The 15,052-nt window shown below is 67.2% G+C and carries 14 protein-coding genes; 1 reads left to right on the forward strand and 13 read right to left on the reverse strand.

The features are described from left to right. Positions 1 to 57: 57 nt before the first annotated feature. The 7 genes from pyrF to pyrR are packed head-to-tail and all read right to left on the reverse strand — an operon-like array spanning position 58 to position 8,992. Positions 58 to 936, reverse strand: coding sequence for an orotidine-5'-phosphate decarboxylase (gene pyrF / locus ACEN9K_RS12225; protein ID WP_018769304.1), 879 nt, complete (start codon positions 934 to 936; stop codon positions 58 to 60). Then, positions 929 to 4,243 (reverse strand): carbamoyl-phosphate synthase large subunit, encoded by a 3,315-nt coding sequence (gene carB, locus ACEN9K_RS12230; RefSeq protein ID WP_134164710.1) that lies wholly within the window; start codon positions 4,241 to 4,243, stop codon positions 929 to 931. Before carB ends, pyrF begins: the two co-directional genes overlap by 8 nt. Beyond that, positions 4,243 to 5,541, reverse strand: a complete 1,299-nt coding sequence (gene carA / locus ACEN9K_RS12235; RefSeq protein WP_488314587.1) for a glutamine-hydrolyzing carbamoyl-phosphate synthase small subunit — start codon at positions 5,539 to 5,541, stop codon at positions 4,243 to 4,245. The genes carB and carA overlap by 1 nt, the downstream gene beginning before the upstream one ends. Next, the gene (locus ACEN9K_RS12240; protein ID WP_018769307.1) at positions 5,522 to 6,040 is read right to left on the reverse strand and encodes a PH-like domain-containing protein; all 519 of its coding nucleotides are present in this window, start codon (positions 6,038 to 6,040) and stop codon (positions 5,522 to 5,524) included. The genes carA and ACEN9K_RS12240 overlap by 20 nt, the downstream gene beginning before the upstream one ends. Beyond that, positions 6,040 to 7,380 (reverse strand): dihydroorotase, encoded by a 1,341-nt coding sequence (locus ACEN9K_RS12245; protein ID WP_018769308.1) that lies wholly within the window; start codon positions 7,378 to 7,380, stop codon positions 6,040 to 6,042. Before ACEN9K_RS12245 ends, ACEN9K_RS12240 begins: the two co-directional genes overlap by 1 nt. Continuing rightward, complete coding sequence (locus ACEN9K_RS12250) at positions 7,380 to 8,408, reverse strand: aspartate carbamoyltransferase catalytic subunit (RefSeq protein WP_018769309.1); 1,029 nt, start codon at positions 8,406 to 8,408, stop codon at positions 7,380 to 7,382. Before ACEN9K_RS12250 ends, ACEN9K_RS12245 begins: the two co-directional genes overlap by 1 nt. Continuing rightward, a complete protein-coding gene (gene pyrR / locus ACEN9K_RS12255; RefSeq protein WP_018769310.1) occupies positions 8,405 to 8,992 on the reverse strand; it encodes a bifunctional pyr operon transcriptional regulator/uracil phosphoribosyltransferase PyrR in 588 nt (195 codons plus the stop codon). Before pyrR ends, ACEN9K_RS12250 begins: the two co-directional genes overlap by 4 nt. Before the next feature lie 185 nt (positions 8,993 to 9,177). Between pyrR and ACEN9K_RS12260 the strand changes: the two genes are divergently transcribed. Further along, positions 9,178 to 10,449: a PrsW family intramembrane metalloprotease gene (locus tag ACEN9K_RS12260; protein ID WP_018769311.1), complete on the forward strand. Its 1,272-nt coding sequence runs from the start codon at positions 9,178 to 9,180 to the stop codon at positions 10,447 to 10,449. Between the two features lie 64 nt (positions 10,450 to 10,513). On the opposite strand, the gene nusB is transcribed toward ACEN9K_RS12260, so the two are convergent. The 6 genes from nusB to aroC all read right to left on the reverse strand — a co-directional run bounded on the left by nusB (position 10,514) and on the right by aroC (position 15,034). Next, complete coding sequence (nusB, locus tag ACEN9K_RS12265) at positions 10,514 to 10,924, reverse strand: transcription antitermination factor NusB (RefSeq protein ID WP_018769312.1); 411 nt, start codon at positions 10,922 to 10,924, stop codon at positions 10,514 to 10,516. Beyond that, entirely contained in the window at positions 10,924 to 11,487 is a 564-nt protein-coding gene (efp, locus tag ACEN9K_RS12270; RefSeq protein WP_018769313.1) for an elongation factor P, read from the reverse strand. The genes nusB and efp overlap by 1 nt, the downstream gene beginning before the upstream one ends. A 172-nt stretch (positions 11,488 to 11,659) precedes the next feature. Beyond that, positions 11,660 to 12,178 (reverse strand): hypothetical protein, encoded by a 519-nt coding sequence (locus ACEN9K_RS12275; protein WP_018769314.1) that lies wholly within the window; start codon positions 12,176 to 12,178, stop codon positions 11,660 to 11,662. Continuing rightward, positions 12,178 to 13,269, reverse strand: a complete 1,092-nt coding sequence (gene aroB, locus ACEN9K_RS12280) for a 3-dehydroquinate synthase (RefSeq protein ID WP_056390453.1) — start codon at positions 13,267 to 13,269, stop codon at positions 12,178 to 12,180. The genes ACEN9K_RS12275 and aroB overlap by 1 nt, the downstream gene beginning before the upstream one ends. After that, positions 13,266 to 13,835, reverse strand: a complete 570-nt coding sequence (locus ACEN9K_RS12285; RefSeq protein ID WP_018769316.1) for a shikimate kinase — start codon at positions 13,833 to 13,835, stop codon at positions 13,266 to 13,268. The genes aroB and ACEN9K_RS12285 overlap by 4 nt, the downstream gene beginning before the upstream one ends. Then, on the reverse strand, positions 13,835 to 15,034 hold the full coding sequence (gene aroC / locus ACEN9K_RS12290) for a chorismate synthase (RefSeq protein WP_026265774.1): 1,200 nt from the start codon (positions 15,032 to 15,034) through the stop codon (positions 13,835 to 13,837). Before aroC ends, ACEN9K_RS12285 begins: the two co-directional genes overlap by 1 nt. Between the last annotated feature and the right edge of the window lie 18 nt (positions 15,035 to 15,052).

The raw sequence follows: 15,052 nt of genomic DNA on the forward strand, positions 1-15,052 counted from the left end.
CTGTCCTGAAACTACCCTTTGGTGCAGCCCGAATCAATGCATCCGGGCAATTGCAGCCTATTGTCCCCGCAGCCCGTCCAGCGTCCGCAGGGCCGCCTCCCGCAGGCCACCCAGGTGCGGGCCTGCCGAAAGGATGTCGCGGCTGGAGGTTCCCAGGACCAGCGGGTAGGCGTCGCCGAAGGTGGAGCGGAGGTCGGCCGGCGTTGCCCCCTGCGCCCCCAGGCCGGGGGCGAGGATGGGCCCGCGGACGGCAGCGAGGTCGAGTTCAAGGTCTTTCAGGGCACTGCCAACGGTGGCGCCAACCACCAGGCCCACGGAACCCAGGCTGCCCCCGTACCGGGCATTTTCGGCCGCTGCGGCGGCCGTGATCCTGCGGGCCACCGAGTCCTTACCGCCAACATGCTGGACGGAAGCGCCTTCAGGGTTGGACGTCAGCGCCAGCACGAAGACACCGCGCCCGGTTTCGGCCGCGAGGTCCAGCGCGGGGCGCAGCGACTCGAAGCCGAGGTAGGGGCTCAGCGTGACGGAGTCCGCCGCCAGCGGGGACCCGTCCCGGAGCCAGGCGTCGGCATAGGCGGCCATGGTGGACCCGATGTCGCCGCGCTTGGCGTCGGCGATGCTCAGGACGGACTCGTCCCGGGCGGTGGCCAGGACTTCCTCCAGGACCGCCATACCGGCCGATCCGTGCCGTTCGTAGAGCGCCACCTGGGGCTTTACCGCGGCAGCGAGCGAAGCCACCGCCTCCAGGACGGTGAGGGAAAAACGCCTCAGCCCGGCGGCGTCGTCGTCCAGTCCCCAGCTCTTCAGCAGTGCCGGATGCGGGTCGATGCCCACGCAGAGCGGGCCGCGGGCGGCCATGGCCGCGCCGAGCCGGGAGCCGAAGGACTCCCGGCCGGCGGCGGATACCGGCCTGCTGCCTGGTACCTGCTCAGGCATGCTGCAGCGCAGCCTTCTGTGATTCCGCAAGCGCGGCGGCGTGCTCCTGCAGGCTGGTGACGGACCACTCGTAGGTGCGCAGGGCTTCGATGGCCTGGACCGCGGCGTTGAACTCGGCCACCGTGGTGATGCACGGAATGCCGATGGACGTCGCCGCTGCGCGCAGTTCGTAGCCGTCGCTGCGGGCTTCGCCGCCGGAGGGGGTGTTGAAGACCATGTCGATCTCGCCGGCCACAATGAGGTCCGCGATGGTGCCTTCACCCTCGGCGCTGCTGCCCTCGGCGACCTTGCGGACCGGGGTGGCCTGGATGCCGTTGCGGCGCAGCACGTCGGCGGTGCCGCCGGTAGAGACGATCTCGAAGCCGAGGTCCGAGAGCCGCTTGACGCCCATGATCACCGAGCGCTTGTCCCGGTTGGCTACGGAGACAAACACCTTGCCCTCGGTGGGCAGCGCGTTGTTGGCGGCCGCCTGGCTCTTGGCGAAGGCGGTGTCGAAATGCTTGTCGATTCCCATGACCTCGCCGGTGGAACGCATCTCGGGACCGAGCAGGGAGTCCACCACCTTGCCTTCAAGGGTCCGGAACCGGCTGAACGGCAGGACGGCTTCCTTGACGGCGACGGGGGCGTCCAGTGGCAGGGTGGAGCCGTCACCGGTTTCGGGCAGCATCTTGTAGGCGCTGCGGAGCTGGTTGATGGTCACGCCGGTGCCGATGAGGGCCGCGGCCTTGGCCATCTGGACGCCGGTGGCCTTGGACACGAACGGCACGGTCCGGGACGCGCGGGGGTTGGCTTCCAGGACGTACAGGACGTCCGAGGCCAGCGCGAACTGGATGTTGATCAGGCCGCGGACGCCCACGCCTTCAGCGATGGCGCGGGTGGCGGTGCGGACGCGTTCGACGACGTTGCTCCCCAGGGTGATCGGCGGCAGGACGCAGGCGGAGTCGCCGGAGTGGATGCCGGCTTCCTCGATGTGTTCCATGATGCCGCCCAGGTACATGTCGGTGCCGTCGTAGAGGGCGTCGACGTCGATTTCGACGGCGTCCTCAAGGAACCGGTCAATCAGCACGGGGTGGTCCGGGGTGATTTCGGTGGCGTTGGCGATGTAGCGGGAGAGGTTGGGCTCGTCATAGACGATTTCCATGCCGCGGCCGCCCAGCACGTAGGACGGACGGACCAGGACGGGGTAGCCGATCTCGTCCGCGATCTTCTTGGCGTCCTCGAAGGAGACGGCGGTGCCGTTCTTGGGCGATACCAGGCCGGCCTTGTCCAGCACCCGGGAGAAGGCGCCGCGGTGCTCGGCGAGGTCGATGGCCTCCGGGGACGTTCCCAGGATGGGGACACCTGCGTCGGCCAGCTGCTGGGCCAGCTTCAGCGGGGTCTGGCCCCCGAGCTGGACGAACACGCCCATGACGCCGCCGGTGCGTTCCTCGGCCGCGATGACCTCCAGCACGTCCTCGAGCGTCAGCGGCTCGAAGTACAGGCGAGTGGAGACGTCGTAGTCGGTGGAGACGGTTTCCGGGTTGCAGTTGACCATGACGGTCTCGTAGCCGGCCTTGCGCAGCGCCATGGAGGCGTGGACGCAGGAGTAGTCGAACTCGATGCCCTGGCCGATGCGGTTGGGCCCTGAGCCGAGGATCAGGATGGACGGCTTGGAGTGCAGCGCAACCTCGTCCTCCTCGTCATATGCCGAGTAGTGGTACGGCGTGTAGGCGGCGAATTCGGCGGCGCAGGTGTCCACGGTCTTGTAGACGGGACGGATGCCCAGCGCCTGGCGTACGCCGCGGACCACGGCCTCGGGGTTGTGCGTCAGGGCGCCGATCTGTTCGTCGGAGAAACCGTGGCGCTTGGCGCGCTTGAGCATGTCGGCGGTCAGGGCGCCGGCCTGGCGGATTTCGCGGGAGATTTCGTTGAGCAGCTCCAGCTGGTCAAGGAACCACGGGTCGATCTTGGTGGCTTCGAAGAGCTGTTCCACGGTGGCGCCGCCCAGGAGGGCGCGCTGGACCTGGTGCAGGCGCTCGGTGGTGGGGCGCTTGGCCTTTTCGATGAGCTCCGGCACTTCCCATTCCGGGACGGAGCTGAAGTCCAGCTGCGAGCCCTTCTGTTCCAGGGAGCGCAGGGCCTTCTGCAGGGCTTCGGTGAAGTTCCGGCCCATGGCCATGGCCTCGCCCACCGACTTCATGGTGGTGGTGAGGGTGTTGTCCGCTGCCGGGAACTTTTCGAAGGCGAACCGCGGGACCTTGACCACCACGTAGTCCAGGGTGGGTTCGAAGGACGCGGGGGTCTTCTGCGTGATGTCGTTGGGGATCTCGTCCAGGGTGTAGCCGAGCGAGAGCTTGGTGGCGATCTTGGCAATGGCGAAGCCGGTGGCCTTGGATGCCAGTGCCGAGGAGCGGGAAACGCGGGGGTTCATCTCGATGACCACCACGCGGCCGGTCTTGGGATCGATGGCGAACTGGATGTTGCAGCCGCCGGTGTCCACGCCCACCTCGCGGATGACGGCGATGGCGACGTCGCGCAGCTTCTGGTATTCGCGGTCGGTGAGGGTCAGCGCCGGTGCCACGGTGATGGAGTCGCCGGTGTGCACGCCTACGGGGTCGAAGTTCTCGATGGAGCAGACGACAACCACGTTGTCGTTCTTGTCCCGCATCATTTCGAGCTCGTATTCCTTCCAGCCCAGGATGCTCTCTTCGAGCAGCACCTCGCTGGTGGGGCTGTACTGCAGGCCCTGTCCGACGATGCGGCGCAGGTCCTGTTCGTTGTAGGCCAGGCCGGAACCCAGCCCGCCCATGGTGAAGGACGGGCGCACCACCATGGGGTAGCCCAAATCTTCGGCCGCCGTGAGGGCCTCATCCATGCTGTGGATGATGTGGCTGCGGGCGGATTCCGCGCCACAGCGTTCCACCACGCCCTTGAACTTTTCACGGTCCTCGCCCAGCTCGATCGCGGCAATGTTGGCGCCGATCAGCTCGACGTTGTACTTCTCCAGTACGCCGTTCTTGTCCAGGGCGATGGCGGTGTTCAGCGCGGTCTGCCCGCCCAGGGTGGGCAGGACGGCGTCCGGACGTTCCTTGGCGATGATCTTCTCCACCACCTCGGGGGTGATGGGCTCAACGTAGGTGGCGTCGGCGAACTCGGGGTCGGTCATGATGGTGGCCGGGTTGGAGTTCACGAGGATGACGCGCAGGCCTTCCTCCTTGAGGACACGCAGTGCCTGCGTGCCGGAGTAGTCGAATTCGGCGGCCTGGCCGATGACGATCGGGCCGGAACCAATGACGAGGACGCTCTTGAGATCTGTACGTTTCGGCATTACTTCTTGTCCTCAGTCTTGTTGTCGTTTTTGTGGTCAGCGCCTGCGGGGTGGGCCGCGTCCACGGGGTCCTTGGACGCGTTGGCGTTCCGGCCGTCCCGTGTGCCTTCCATGAGCTCGATGAAGCGGTCGAACAGGTAGGCGGCATCGTGCGGTCCTGCCGCGGCTTCCGGGTGGTACTGCACGGAGAACGCCGGGATGTCCAGGCAGGCGAGGCCTTCCACGACGTCGTCGTTCAGGCTGATGTGGCTCACTTCCACCCGCCCGTAGCGTGCCTCCGGGGCCTGCGTGGCGCCGTCGAGGGGGGCGTCCACGGCAAAGCCGTGGTTCTGGGAGGTGATCTCCACCTTGCCGGTGCGCCGGTCCATCACGGGCTGGTTGATGCCGCGGTGGCCGTAGCGGAGCTTGTAGGTGCCAAAGCCCAGGGCGCGGCCCAGGATCTGGTTGCCGAAGCAGATGCCGAAGTAGGGCAGCTTTTCGTCCAGGACCGAGCGGAGCAGCTTGACCTGGGCGTCGGCGGTGGCGGGGTCGCCGGGGCCGTTGGACATGAAGAAGCCGTCCGGGTTGACGGCCTTGACGTCCTCAAGGGTGGCGGTGGCGGGAAGCACGTGGACGCGGACGCCGCGCTCGGCGAACCGGACCGGGGTCATGGCCTTGATGCCCAGGTCGATTGCAGCGATGGTGAGGCGGGGTTCGCCGTCCCAGCCGTGGTCCTTTGGCTCCACGACGTAGGCTTCGTCCACGCTGACTTCCTCGGCCAGGCGCGAGCCCTCCATGGGGGCGCTGGCCAGGACAGCGTCGAGCAGTTCCTTGTCCGTGGCCTTGGCTGCCTCGCCGGAGAAGATGCCGGCGCGCATGGTCTTGTGCTCACGCAGGTGCCGGGTGATGGCGCGGGTGTCCACGCCCTGGATGCCCACGATGCCCTGGGACACCAGCTCTTCGTCCAGCGACCGTTCGGAGCGCCAGTTGGAGGGCCGGCGCGCGGCGTCGCGCACAATGTAGCCGGCCACCCAGATGCGCCGGGACTCGGCGTCGTCGTCATTCACGCCGGTGTTGCCGATGTGCGGGGCCGTCTGGACCACCAGCTGGCGGGCGTAGGAGGGATCGGTGATGGTTTCCTGGTATCCGGTCATCCCGGTGGCGAAGACGGCTTCGCCCAGGGCGGTGCCGGTGGCGCCGTAGCTGGTGCCGCGGAAGATGCGCCCGTCTTCGAGTACCAGCGCAGCTGGCGCTGCCGGAGCGGAGGTGGTTGCTGTCAATGTATTCGCTTTCACTGTCTTACTTTCCACTGGTGGCACCAGCCGCTGGGGCTGACGAAATCAAATCCTGCAGGGCCTGGTAGAGCACGTCCTTGTCCGCGGCGCGGCGGGTCCGGAAGCCGGTGTCCAGCTGGTGGGCACCGTGCGTCCATGCCAGCACCAGCAGGCCGTCCTTCTCCACGAACTTCCCCGCCATGCCGCTGTCCTGCCGGACATCGGAGAGGGAGGCTGCGGGGATGTACAGCGCAGGCGCACCCGACCGCTCATAGAGCACGCCGTGCGGGTACACCGCGAGGGTGGCATTGGTGCGGATCCCCAGCCCATGCACGGCAATGCGGTCCAGCCAGTCGCCGGCCGTGGTGGTGGCCACGTACTGCCCTTCGGCAGTTGCGGTGGGCTCACCGGGCACGGCGGGCACCTGGGGCAGTTGTTCGACGTCGGACTGGCGCTTGAGGCGGTTGCGCCAGCCGACGGCGAGGAGGACGAACACGACGGCGACCACCGCCAGCATGGCAAGTCCGGGAAGGATTTTGTCCATCAGGCAGCGCCTGCCGGGGTTGCGGCGGAGTCCGGGTGCGGGGTGTTGAGTTTGCCGTCAAGGACGGTGGGGTGCCCCCTGAAGAAGGTGGCCACCACCTTGCCGGGGAGTTCCCTGCCCTTGAACGGCGAGTTGCGGCCCATGGTGGCCATCTGGAAGGGGTCCACCGTCCAGCGCGCCGCCGGATCCACCAGGATGAGGTTGGCGGGTTCCCCGGCTTCGATGGGCCGGCCCTGGTCGCTCAGCCGGCCAATCGTCGCGGCCGCCGTGGACGTGACCCGGGCGAAGTCCGCCCAGGTCATCAGGCCGGTTTCAATCATGGCGTGCTGGACCACGGACAGGGCGGTTTCCAGCCCGGTCATGCCCATGGCTGCCTGCGCCCATTCGCATTCCTTGTGCTCACTGGGGTGCGGCGCGTGGTCGGTACCCACAACGTCGATCGTCCCGTCTGCCAGCCCGGCGCGCAATGCCTGGACGTCGGCGTCGGTGCGCAGCGGCGGGTTGACCTTGAACACGGGGTCGTAGCTGCGCACCAGGTCATCGGTCAGCAGCAGGTGGTGCGGGGTGACCTCGGCCGTGACGTCGATGCCGCGTTCCTTGGCCCAGCGGATGATTTCCACCGAGCCTGCCGTGGATACGTGGCAGACATGCAGCCGCGAGCCGACGTGCTGGGCCAGCAGGACGTCGCGGGCGATGATGCTTTCCTCGGCGACCGCGGGCCAACCGGTCAGGCCGAGGACCGCGGAGACGTCGCCCTCGTTCATCTGTGCCCCGGCTGTAAGTCGGGGTTCCTGTGCGTGCTGGGCCACGACGCCGTCGAACGCCTTGACGTATTCCAGGGCGCGGCGCATCAGCACGGGGTCGTGGACGCAGATGCCGTCATCGGAGAACATCCGCACCCGGGCGCGGGAATCGGCCATGGCGCCCAGCTCGGCCAGTTGCTCCCCTGCCAGTCCAACGGTGACGGCACCAACGGGGCGCACGTCCACCCAGCCGGCCGCGCGGCCCAGAGTGTAGACCTGCTCCACCACGCCTGCGGTGTCCGCGACGGGGGTGCTGTTGGCCATGGCGTGCACAGCTGTGTAGCCGCCCAGGGCCGCAGCCCGTGTTCCGGTCTCCACGGTCTCGGCGTCCTCGCGGCCGGGTTCGCGGAGGTGCGTGTGCACATCGACCATGCCCGGCAGGGCCACCAGGCCTGCAGCGTCGATGACAGTGGCCCCATCAGCGTCAAGGCCGGTGCCAATCTCGGCGATGATGCCGTCACGGACCAGCAGGTCCGCGGGGTCGCCGCCCAGGATGGCGGCGCCTTGGATGAGGTAGGTTCCGGTGTTGCCTGCCATCAGTTGCTCTCCTTGGGGGACGGGGCCGCGGCGGCATAGGCCGGTGCCCGGTGGGCGGCTGGTTCCCGGGTATCCCCGGAGAGCAGCAGGTACAGTGCGGCCATCCGCACGGACACGCCGTTGCGGACCTGAGCCAGGACGGTGGAACGGGGTGAGTCCGCTGCGGCGGCGCTGATTTCCAGGCCCCTGTTCATTGGCCCCGGGTGCATGATGATGGTGTCCGTCATGCCCAGGTCGTCAAGGGCGCGGAGGCGGTTGTCGTCGAAACCCCACCGGCGCGAGTATTCGCGGGTGCTGGGGAAGAACGAGGCGTTCATGCGTTCGCCCTGGACGCGGAGCATCATCATGGCGTCGACACCGTTGGCCAGGGTCTGGTCCAGATCGTAGCTGACGCTGCAGGGCCATTTGTCGACGCCGACCGGCAGGAGGGTGGGCGGCGCCACCAGCGTGACTTCGGCCCCGAGTGTCCGGAGCAGCCAGACGTTGGACCGGGCCACACGGGAATGCAGGACGTCGCCGGCGATGGCGACCCGCATGCCCTTCAGGTCAGTCCCATCGGAACGCGTGCCGGCCAGGCGGGCCCAGTGCCGGCGCATGGTGAAGGCGTCAAGCAGGGCCTGGGTGGGGTGTTCGTGGGTGCCGTCGCCGGCGTTGATGACTGCGGCGTCGATCCAGTCGGTGGCGGCCAGCCGGTGCGGCGCGCCGGAGGCCCAGTGCCGGATGACGACGGCGTCGGCGCCCATGGCGGACAGGGTCTGGGCGGTGTCCTTGAGGGATTCGCCCTTGGACACCGATGATCCCTTGGCGGCAAAGTTGATGACGTCAGCGGACAACCGCTTGGCAGCGGCTTCGAAGGAGATGCGGGTCCGCGTGGAGTCCTCGAAGAAGAGGTTGACCACGGTGCGTCCGCGCAGCGCGGGAAGCTTCTTGACTTCCCGCTCCCCCACGGCAGACATTTCCTCCGCGGTGTCAAGGATGCGGATGGCGTTCGAAAGGCTGAGGTCCTCGGTGGACAGGAGGTGTTTCATGCGCCGCCTTCGATCACGACTTCGTTGACCGGGGTTCCGGCGTCGGACGTGTCTGTTTCTTCGAGCCGGACCCGGACCTTCTCGGCGGAGGACGTGGGCAGGTTCTTGCCAACGTGGTCAGCCCGGATGGGAAGTTCGCGGTGGCCCCTGTCGATCAGGACCGCAAGCCGGACGATGCGGGGGCGGCCGAGATCTACCAGCGCATCCAGGGCGGCGCGGATGGTCCGGCCGGAGTACAGGACGTCGTCGATGAGCACCACTACTTTGTTGTCTATGCCTGTCCGGGGCAGCCTGGTGGGGTACGGCGGCCGTGTCCCCTGGTGGGAGAGGTCGTCGCGGAACATGGTGACGTCGAGCTGGCCCACAATGGCGGCGGCGTCAACGGTGGCGTCCGCGGCGGCGATTTTTTCCGCCAGCCGGACAGCCAGTGGGTAGCCGCGGCGGGGAATGCCCAACAGGACCAGGTCCTGGGATCCCTTGTTGGCTTCGAGGATCTCATGGGCGATACGAGTAAGTGCCCGGTCAATGTCCGCCTGGCTGAGGACAACCCTGGCTGGAACCGGTGCGCTGGTGACGGAAGTCAACGCTCGTCTCCCCTTTCCCCGCCTCACAGGACGGAATTAAAAAAGGAATGTTTGCTGTTCAAAATTACCACACGGTCCCTGCCCGGCCGGTCCCCGGGTGACGCGGTACTGGTCACACCCGAACGGCGCGGGAGGCCCGGTCCTTTGTGGTGTGGTGGCCCCCGCTTAGGCTTTCGGATATGCCGATGTATCCGCAGCAGCCTTCCTCCGGCCTCCCCGACGACCCCTACCGCAGGCCCACCGGCCCCCTGCCCCGGCAGGCCAATCCCAGCTGGATGGGACAGGTGCAGCCCGAATACTACCGCGCCGCCCCCGGACACCAGGGCCACCCGCTGGCTGCAGTGGTGCCGCCGCAGGCGCAGGAAGCCGCGCTGCGGGCATCGCGGACCCGCAGCGGGCTGGCGGGCCTGACGGTTGCGGGCGGCGTGCTTGCTTTCCTGAGCCTTTTCCTGGTGGTGCCGTTCCTGCTGTCCAACACCGGCGCCGCCGGTTTCCTGATTGGTTTCCTGGCATCGCTGGTCCCGCTGTCGGTGGTCCTGGCTGCGGTCCACATCATCGACAGGTGGGAACCGGAACCCAAGCGGCTGTTGTTCTTTGCCTTCACGTGGGGTGCGGCGGTGTCCGTTGCCGTGACCCTGCTCATCCAGCCGTTCTTCGTGATCGCCTTCCAGTTCACCGACGAACCAGACCTGCAGACCTACATGGCCACCGTCCAGGCCCCCATCGTCGAGGAGTTCGCTAAGTCCCTTGGCCTGCTCATCCTCCTCCTCGCGGCGCGCCGGCAATTCGACGGTCCCGTGGACGGGGTGGTGTTTGCCTTCACCATCGCCGGCGGCTTCGCCTTCACCGAAAACATCCTCTACTTCGGCAGGGCCATCGCGGAATCGGCATCCCCGGCCAGCGACTTCGCCCAGGTGTTCTTCCTCCGCGGTGTCATGTCCCCCTTCGCCCATGCGATTTTCACCGGCACCACAGGCCTGGTCATGGGCTTCGCTGCCAGGCGCTGGCACACGGGCGCCTCGATCGGCGCCTTCTTCGTGGGACTGCTGCCGGCCATGTTCCTGCACAACAGGTGGAACAGCATGGGCGGCGGCTTCCTGCTGGACTACATCATGGTCCAGGTACCGATCTTCGTGCTGGCAGTGGGCGGCATCATCTTCCTGCGGGTGGCCGAAAACCGCCTCACCCGGCAGCGGCTGATGGAGTATTCCGCTGCGGGATGGTTCACGCCCGCGGAAGTCCAACTGCTGGCCACCCGCGGCGGCAGGCGCATGGTCCTGGCATGGGCTGCGGGTTCGGGCAGGAAGCGGCAGATGAAGCAGTTCGTGAAGGCGGCCACCCAGCTTGCCAACACCCGCCAGCGGATCCTGAGCGGACGCGATGTTCCGCTGCACCAGGCCGAGGAAAGGCAGCAGCTCCAGCGGATCGTGTCCCTGAGGGCGGCAGTGGCCGGATGATGTGAACCGCTTGCACGCAACAGGGCCCCGCCGGATGGCGGGGCCCTGTTGCGTGGTGGAAAGGCTACGCGAGCAGCGAAGGCTTCAGCTGCTGCAGCCGGCCCAGCAGGCCGTTGATGAACTGCGGCGACTCGTCCGTGGACAACGTCTTGGCCAGCGCGACGGCCTCACTGACCGCCACGCCGTCGGGGACGTCGTCGTTGTAGAGCAGCTCCCAGGTGCCGATGCGCAGGATGATGCGGTCTACGGACGGCATCCGCTCCAGGCTCCAGCCCTGCGAGTACGTCTCCAGGAACTCGTCAATGGCTGCCTGCTGGGAAAGCACGCCTTCGACGATTTCCAGGGTGTAGGGGTTGACCACCTGGTCGGTCTTTTCCCGGCGCGCACGAAGCACGTCGAACGCCGAAACGGAGCGCTGCTCCGCCTCGAAAAGAACATCCAGTGCCCTGTTGCGGGCTTTACCGCGGGCGCTCACTACTCAGTGACCCGGCCCAGGTAGCTGCCGTCGCGGGTGTCCACCTTGACCTTGGTGTTGTTCTCGATGAACAGCGGAACCTGGATCTCGTAGCCGGTCTCCAGCGTGGCGGGCTTGGTACCCGCGGAAGAGCGGTCACCCTGCAGGCCCGGCTCGGTGTAGGTGATTTCGAGGACGACGCTCGGCGGCAGTTCAATGTAGAGGGGGTTGCCGTCGTGGATGGCAATGTTGACCATCTGGTTCTCGAGCATGAAGTTGGTGGCGTCGCCCACCGTGGCACCGGAGACGGTGATCTGGTCGTAGTCGGAGGTGTCCATGAAGACGAAGTCCGCACCGTCCTGGTACAGGTACTGGTAGTCGCGGCGGTCCACGGTGGCCGTCTCGATCTTGAGCCCGGCGTTGAAGGTCTTGTCAACAACCTTGCCGGACATCACGTTGCGCATCTTGGTCCGCACAAAGGCGCCGCCCTTGCCGGGCTTGACGTGCTGGAATTCGATGACGTTCCAGAGCTGGCCCTCAAGCTTCAGGACCGTTCCGTTCTTAATGTCGTTAGTGGTTGCCACTGGTTTCCTCTGGTTTCTTTGTCTGGCCGCGTGGTCAGATGCTGTATGCCGGGCGGGCACGCCACAACGGCCCGCCTGCACGTGTTTGTCAAAAATCGCGTGGATGCAAAAATTCCACAACCATTCTACCGGTAAATCGGAGCGGGCCTTTCCGCCGGCGCTGCCGGCCGGCTCAGCAGGCCAGGTCCAGGACGTCCCTGGCACGCTGGAGGGCCACCGTGGAGGAATAGATCTGGGCGGCATCCGCCGATTGCGCCACCCCCAGGTCAAGCGCCCTGGAGAAGGACTCCACCGCCGCGGAGGTTTGGCCGGCTGCGTACTGCGTGCGGCCCAGGTACAGCAGGGCCAGGGCCTCCCGCGGCGTGCCGTGCGCCTCAGCCAGGAGCTGCCGGAACAACCCAATGGCACGGTCCATGCGGTGGCTGACGCTGAGCACCTCGGCTTCGAACACACGGAGCAGGAATGATTCCGGGTCCTTGAAGCGTGCCTCGGCCAGCAGTTCGGCAGCTTCGGACGCGTGGCCCTCAACCAGCAGCACGAAGATGTGGTCAGCGGGGTCGGTGGAGGCGGCCAACGCCTCCCGCACCGCGTCCTCGTTGACGACCTGGGGCAGCAGCGTGTCCGGATTGATCCGGATACCCGGGAAGCCGGCCTCGGGCCAGTCGGAGGTTCCGCTCATGTTGCCCTGCATCAGGAGGCAATTTCCTGGTAGGCCGCAAACAGCAGCGAGGTGTCCGGGACGTCGAGGATCCCCGGTTTGGCGATGCCGTCAAGCACCACGAAGCGCAGCAGGTCGCCGCGGGATTTCTTATCGCGCCGCATCCCGTCCAGCAGGCCCTGCCAACGGTCCCGCCGGTAGGTGACCGGGAGCCCAAGGCCTTCCAGGATGCTCCGGTGCCGGTCGGCGTCGGTATCGCTGAGCCGGCCCACGCTGCGGGCAAGTTCCGCTGCGAACATCATGCCCACGGACACGGCGGCGCCGTGCCGCCAGGAATACCGTTCCACCAGTTCGATGGCGTGTCCCAGGGTGTGTCCGTAGTTCAGGATTTCCCGCAGCCCGGACTCTTTGAGGTCCTCGGAAACAACTTTCGCCTTGACGGCGATAGCCCGCTCGATGAGTTCCCGGAGCACGTCGGAGCGCGGGTCAACCACGGTGGCCGGGTCCTTTTCCACCAGGTCAAGAATGGCGGGATCGGCAATAAAGCCGCACTTGATCACCTCGGCCAGTCCGGAAATGATCTCGTTCTTCGGCAGCGTGTCCAGGGTGTCCAGGTCCGCCAGGACGGCGGCGGGCGGGTGGAAGGCGCCGACGAGGTTCTTCCCCTCCGCGGTATTGATGCCGGTCTTGCCGCCCACGGACGCGTCCACCATGCCCAACAGGCTGGTGGGCATGTGGATGACTTTGACCCCCCGCAGCCAGGTGGCGGCGACGAAGCCTGCCAGGTCGGTCACTGCCCCGCCGCCGACGGCGACGATGGCGTCCGAGCGGGTGAAGTCGTTTTGGCCCAGGACCTGCCAGCAGAAAGCTGCCACCTGGATGTGCTTGCCTTCTTCGGCGTCCGGGATTTCGGCGGTGAGGGAGGTGAAACCGGCGGCTGCGAGTTCATCGCGGACGGTGTCGCCGGTGAGGCGCAGGGCGCGGGGGTGGATCACCAGGACCCGGCGGACGCGCTCCCCGAGCAGCGCGGGAAGGTCACCAAGCAGGCCGCGCCCGACGACGACGCCGTAGTTGTTGCCGGCACCCTCGCCGGTGACGTTGATGACTGTTGATTGGGTGTTCACTTTTCAACTTCCTGTTTGGCAGCTGCGTGGTTCCGCAGTGCTGCTTCCAGCCGGCCGCCGAGCTCGGGTATCGAGCCGTGGCGGACGTCCAGGGTGATGTCGGCCAGCTTCTCGTAGACCGGCCTGCGGGTGGCGAACATTGCTGTCCAGCGGCCCATGGCGTCGCCGGCAAGGAGCGGCCGGCCGGAGTTCCGGGCAATCCGGTCGGCGACGGTGTCGGCGTCGCACTCCAGGTACACGACGGTGCAGTGGCTGATCAGCTGCTGCGTCCCCGAGTCGAGCACCGCTCCCCCGCCGAGCGAAATAACAGTGGTTGTCCCTTCGGCTTCCTCAACGGCGCGGGCGACGGTCCGCGCCTCAATTTCCCGGAAGGCGTGTTCACCGCGGCCCGCGAAGATCTCGGCGATGGATCCGTGCCCGGCAACGATCACGGCGTCCGTGTCGACAAACCGGACGCCCAACTGCTGCGCCAGCTGCTGGCCGATGGCCGATTTGCCCACGGCCATGGGGCCGATGAGCACAATCGGCCGGTCGCCGACAGATCCGGTACTGCTGCGGTGGAGCACTACTGGCCGATCGAGTCCAGGGATGCCGGGATGTTGTCCAGGTAACCCTTGATGTTGCGTGCGGTTTCCGCCACGGAGTCACCGCCGAACTTTTCGATGACAGCCTCGGCGAGGACCAGGGCCACCATGGCCTCGGCCACCACGCCGGCGGCCGGGACTGCACAAACGTCCGAGCGCTGGTGGTGGGCCTTGGCCGGTTCACCGGTGCTGACGTCGATGGTCCGCAGGGCACGCGGCACGGTGGCGATGGGCTTCATGGCTGCACGGACGCGGAGGACATCCCCGATGCTCATGCCGCCTTCGATGCCGCCGGCACGGTTGCTGGCGCGCACAATCCGGCCGCCGCCGTCGCGGACGATCTCGTCATGGGCGGCAGAACCGCGGCGGGCTGCGGTGAGGAAGCCGTCGCCCACCTCCACGCCTTTGATGGCCTGGATCCCCATGAGGGCCGCAGCAAGCCTGGCGTCCAGCCGGCGGTCCCAGTGCACGTAGCTGCCAAGTCCCGGCGGGAGGCCGTAGGCAAGGACCTCCACCACGCCGCCCAGTGTTTCGCCTTCCTTGTGCGCGGCGTCCACCTCGGCCACCATGGCGTTCGACGTGTCACGGTCGAAGCAGCGCAGGGGGTCGGTATCCAGGGCAATGACATCGCCCGGTACGGGCAACGGACGGCCTTCGGGCACCGTCACGCTGGCAATGGACACGGTGTGGCTGACGAGCTCAATGCCGAGGTGCTTGAGGAACTGCGCCGCTACGGTGCCCAGCGCCACCCGGGTGGCGGTCTCCCGCGCGCTGGCGCGTTCCAGCACCGGACGCGCTTCGTCGAAGCCGTACTTCTGCATGCCGGTGAAGTCCGCGTGCCCCGGACGGGGACGCGTCAGGGGCGCGTTGCGCGCCTGGTCGGCGAGGAGTTCGGGGGCCACCGGGTCGGCGGACATGATCTGCTCCCATTTGGGCCATTCGGTGTTTCCCACCTGGATGGCAACGGGGCCGCCCTGGGTGATGCCGTGCCGGACACCGCCGAGGATGGTGACCACGTCCTGCTCGAACTTCATCCGCGCACCGCGGCCGTAGCCAAGGCGGCGGCGGGCCAGGGAGTCTGCGATGTGCCCGCTGGTGATTTCCACACCGGCGGGGACGCCCTCAATAATTCCCATCAGAGCCGGACCATGGGATTCACCGGCAGTCAACCAACGCATAATTTCCATCCTGCCACGTAG

Source organism: Pseudarthrobacter sp. Pseusp20 (assembly GCF_059492155.1).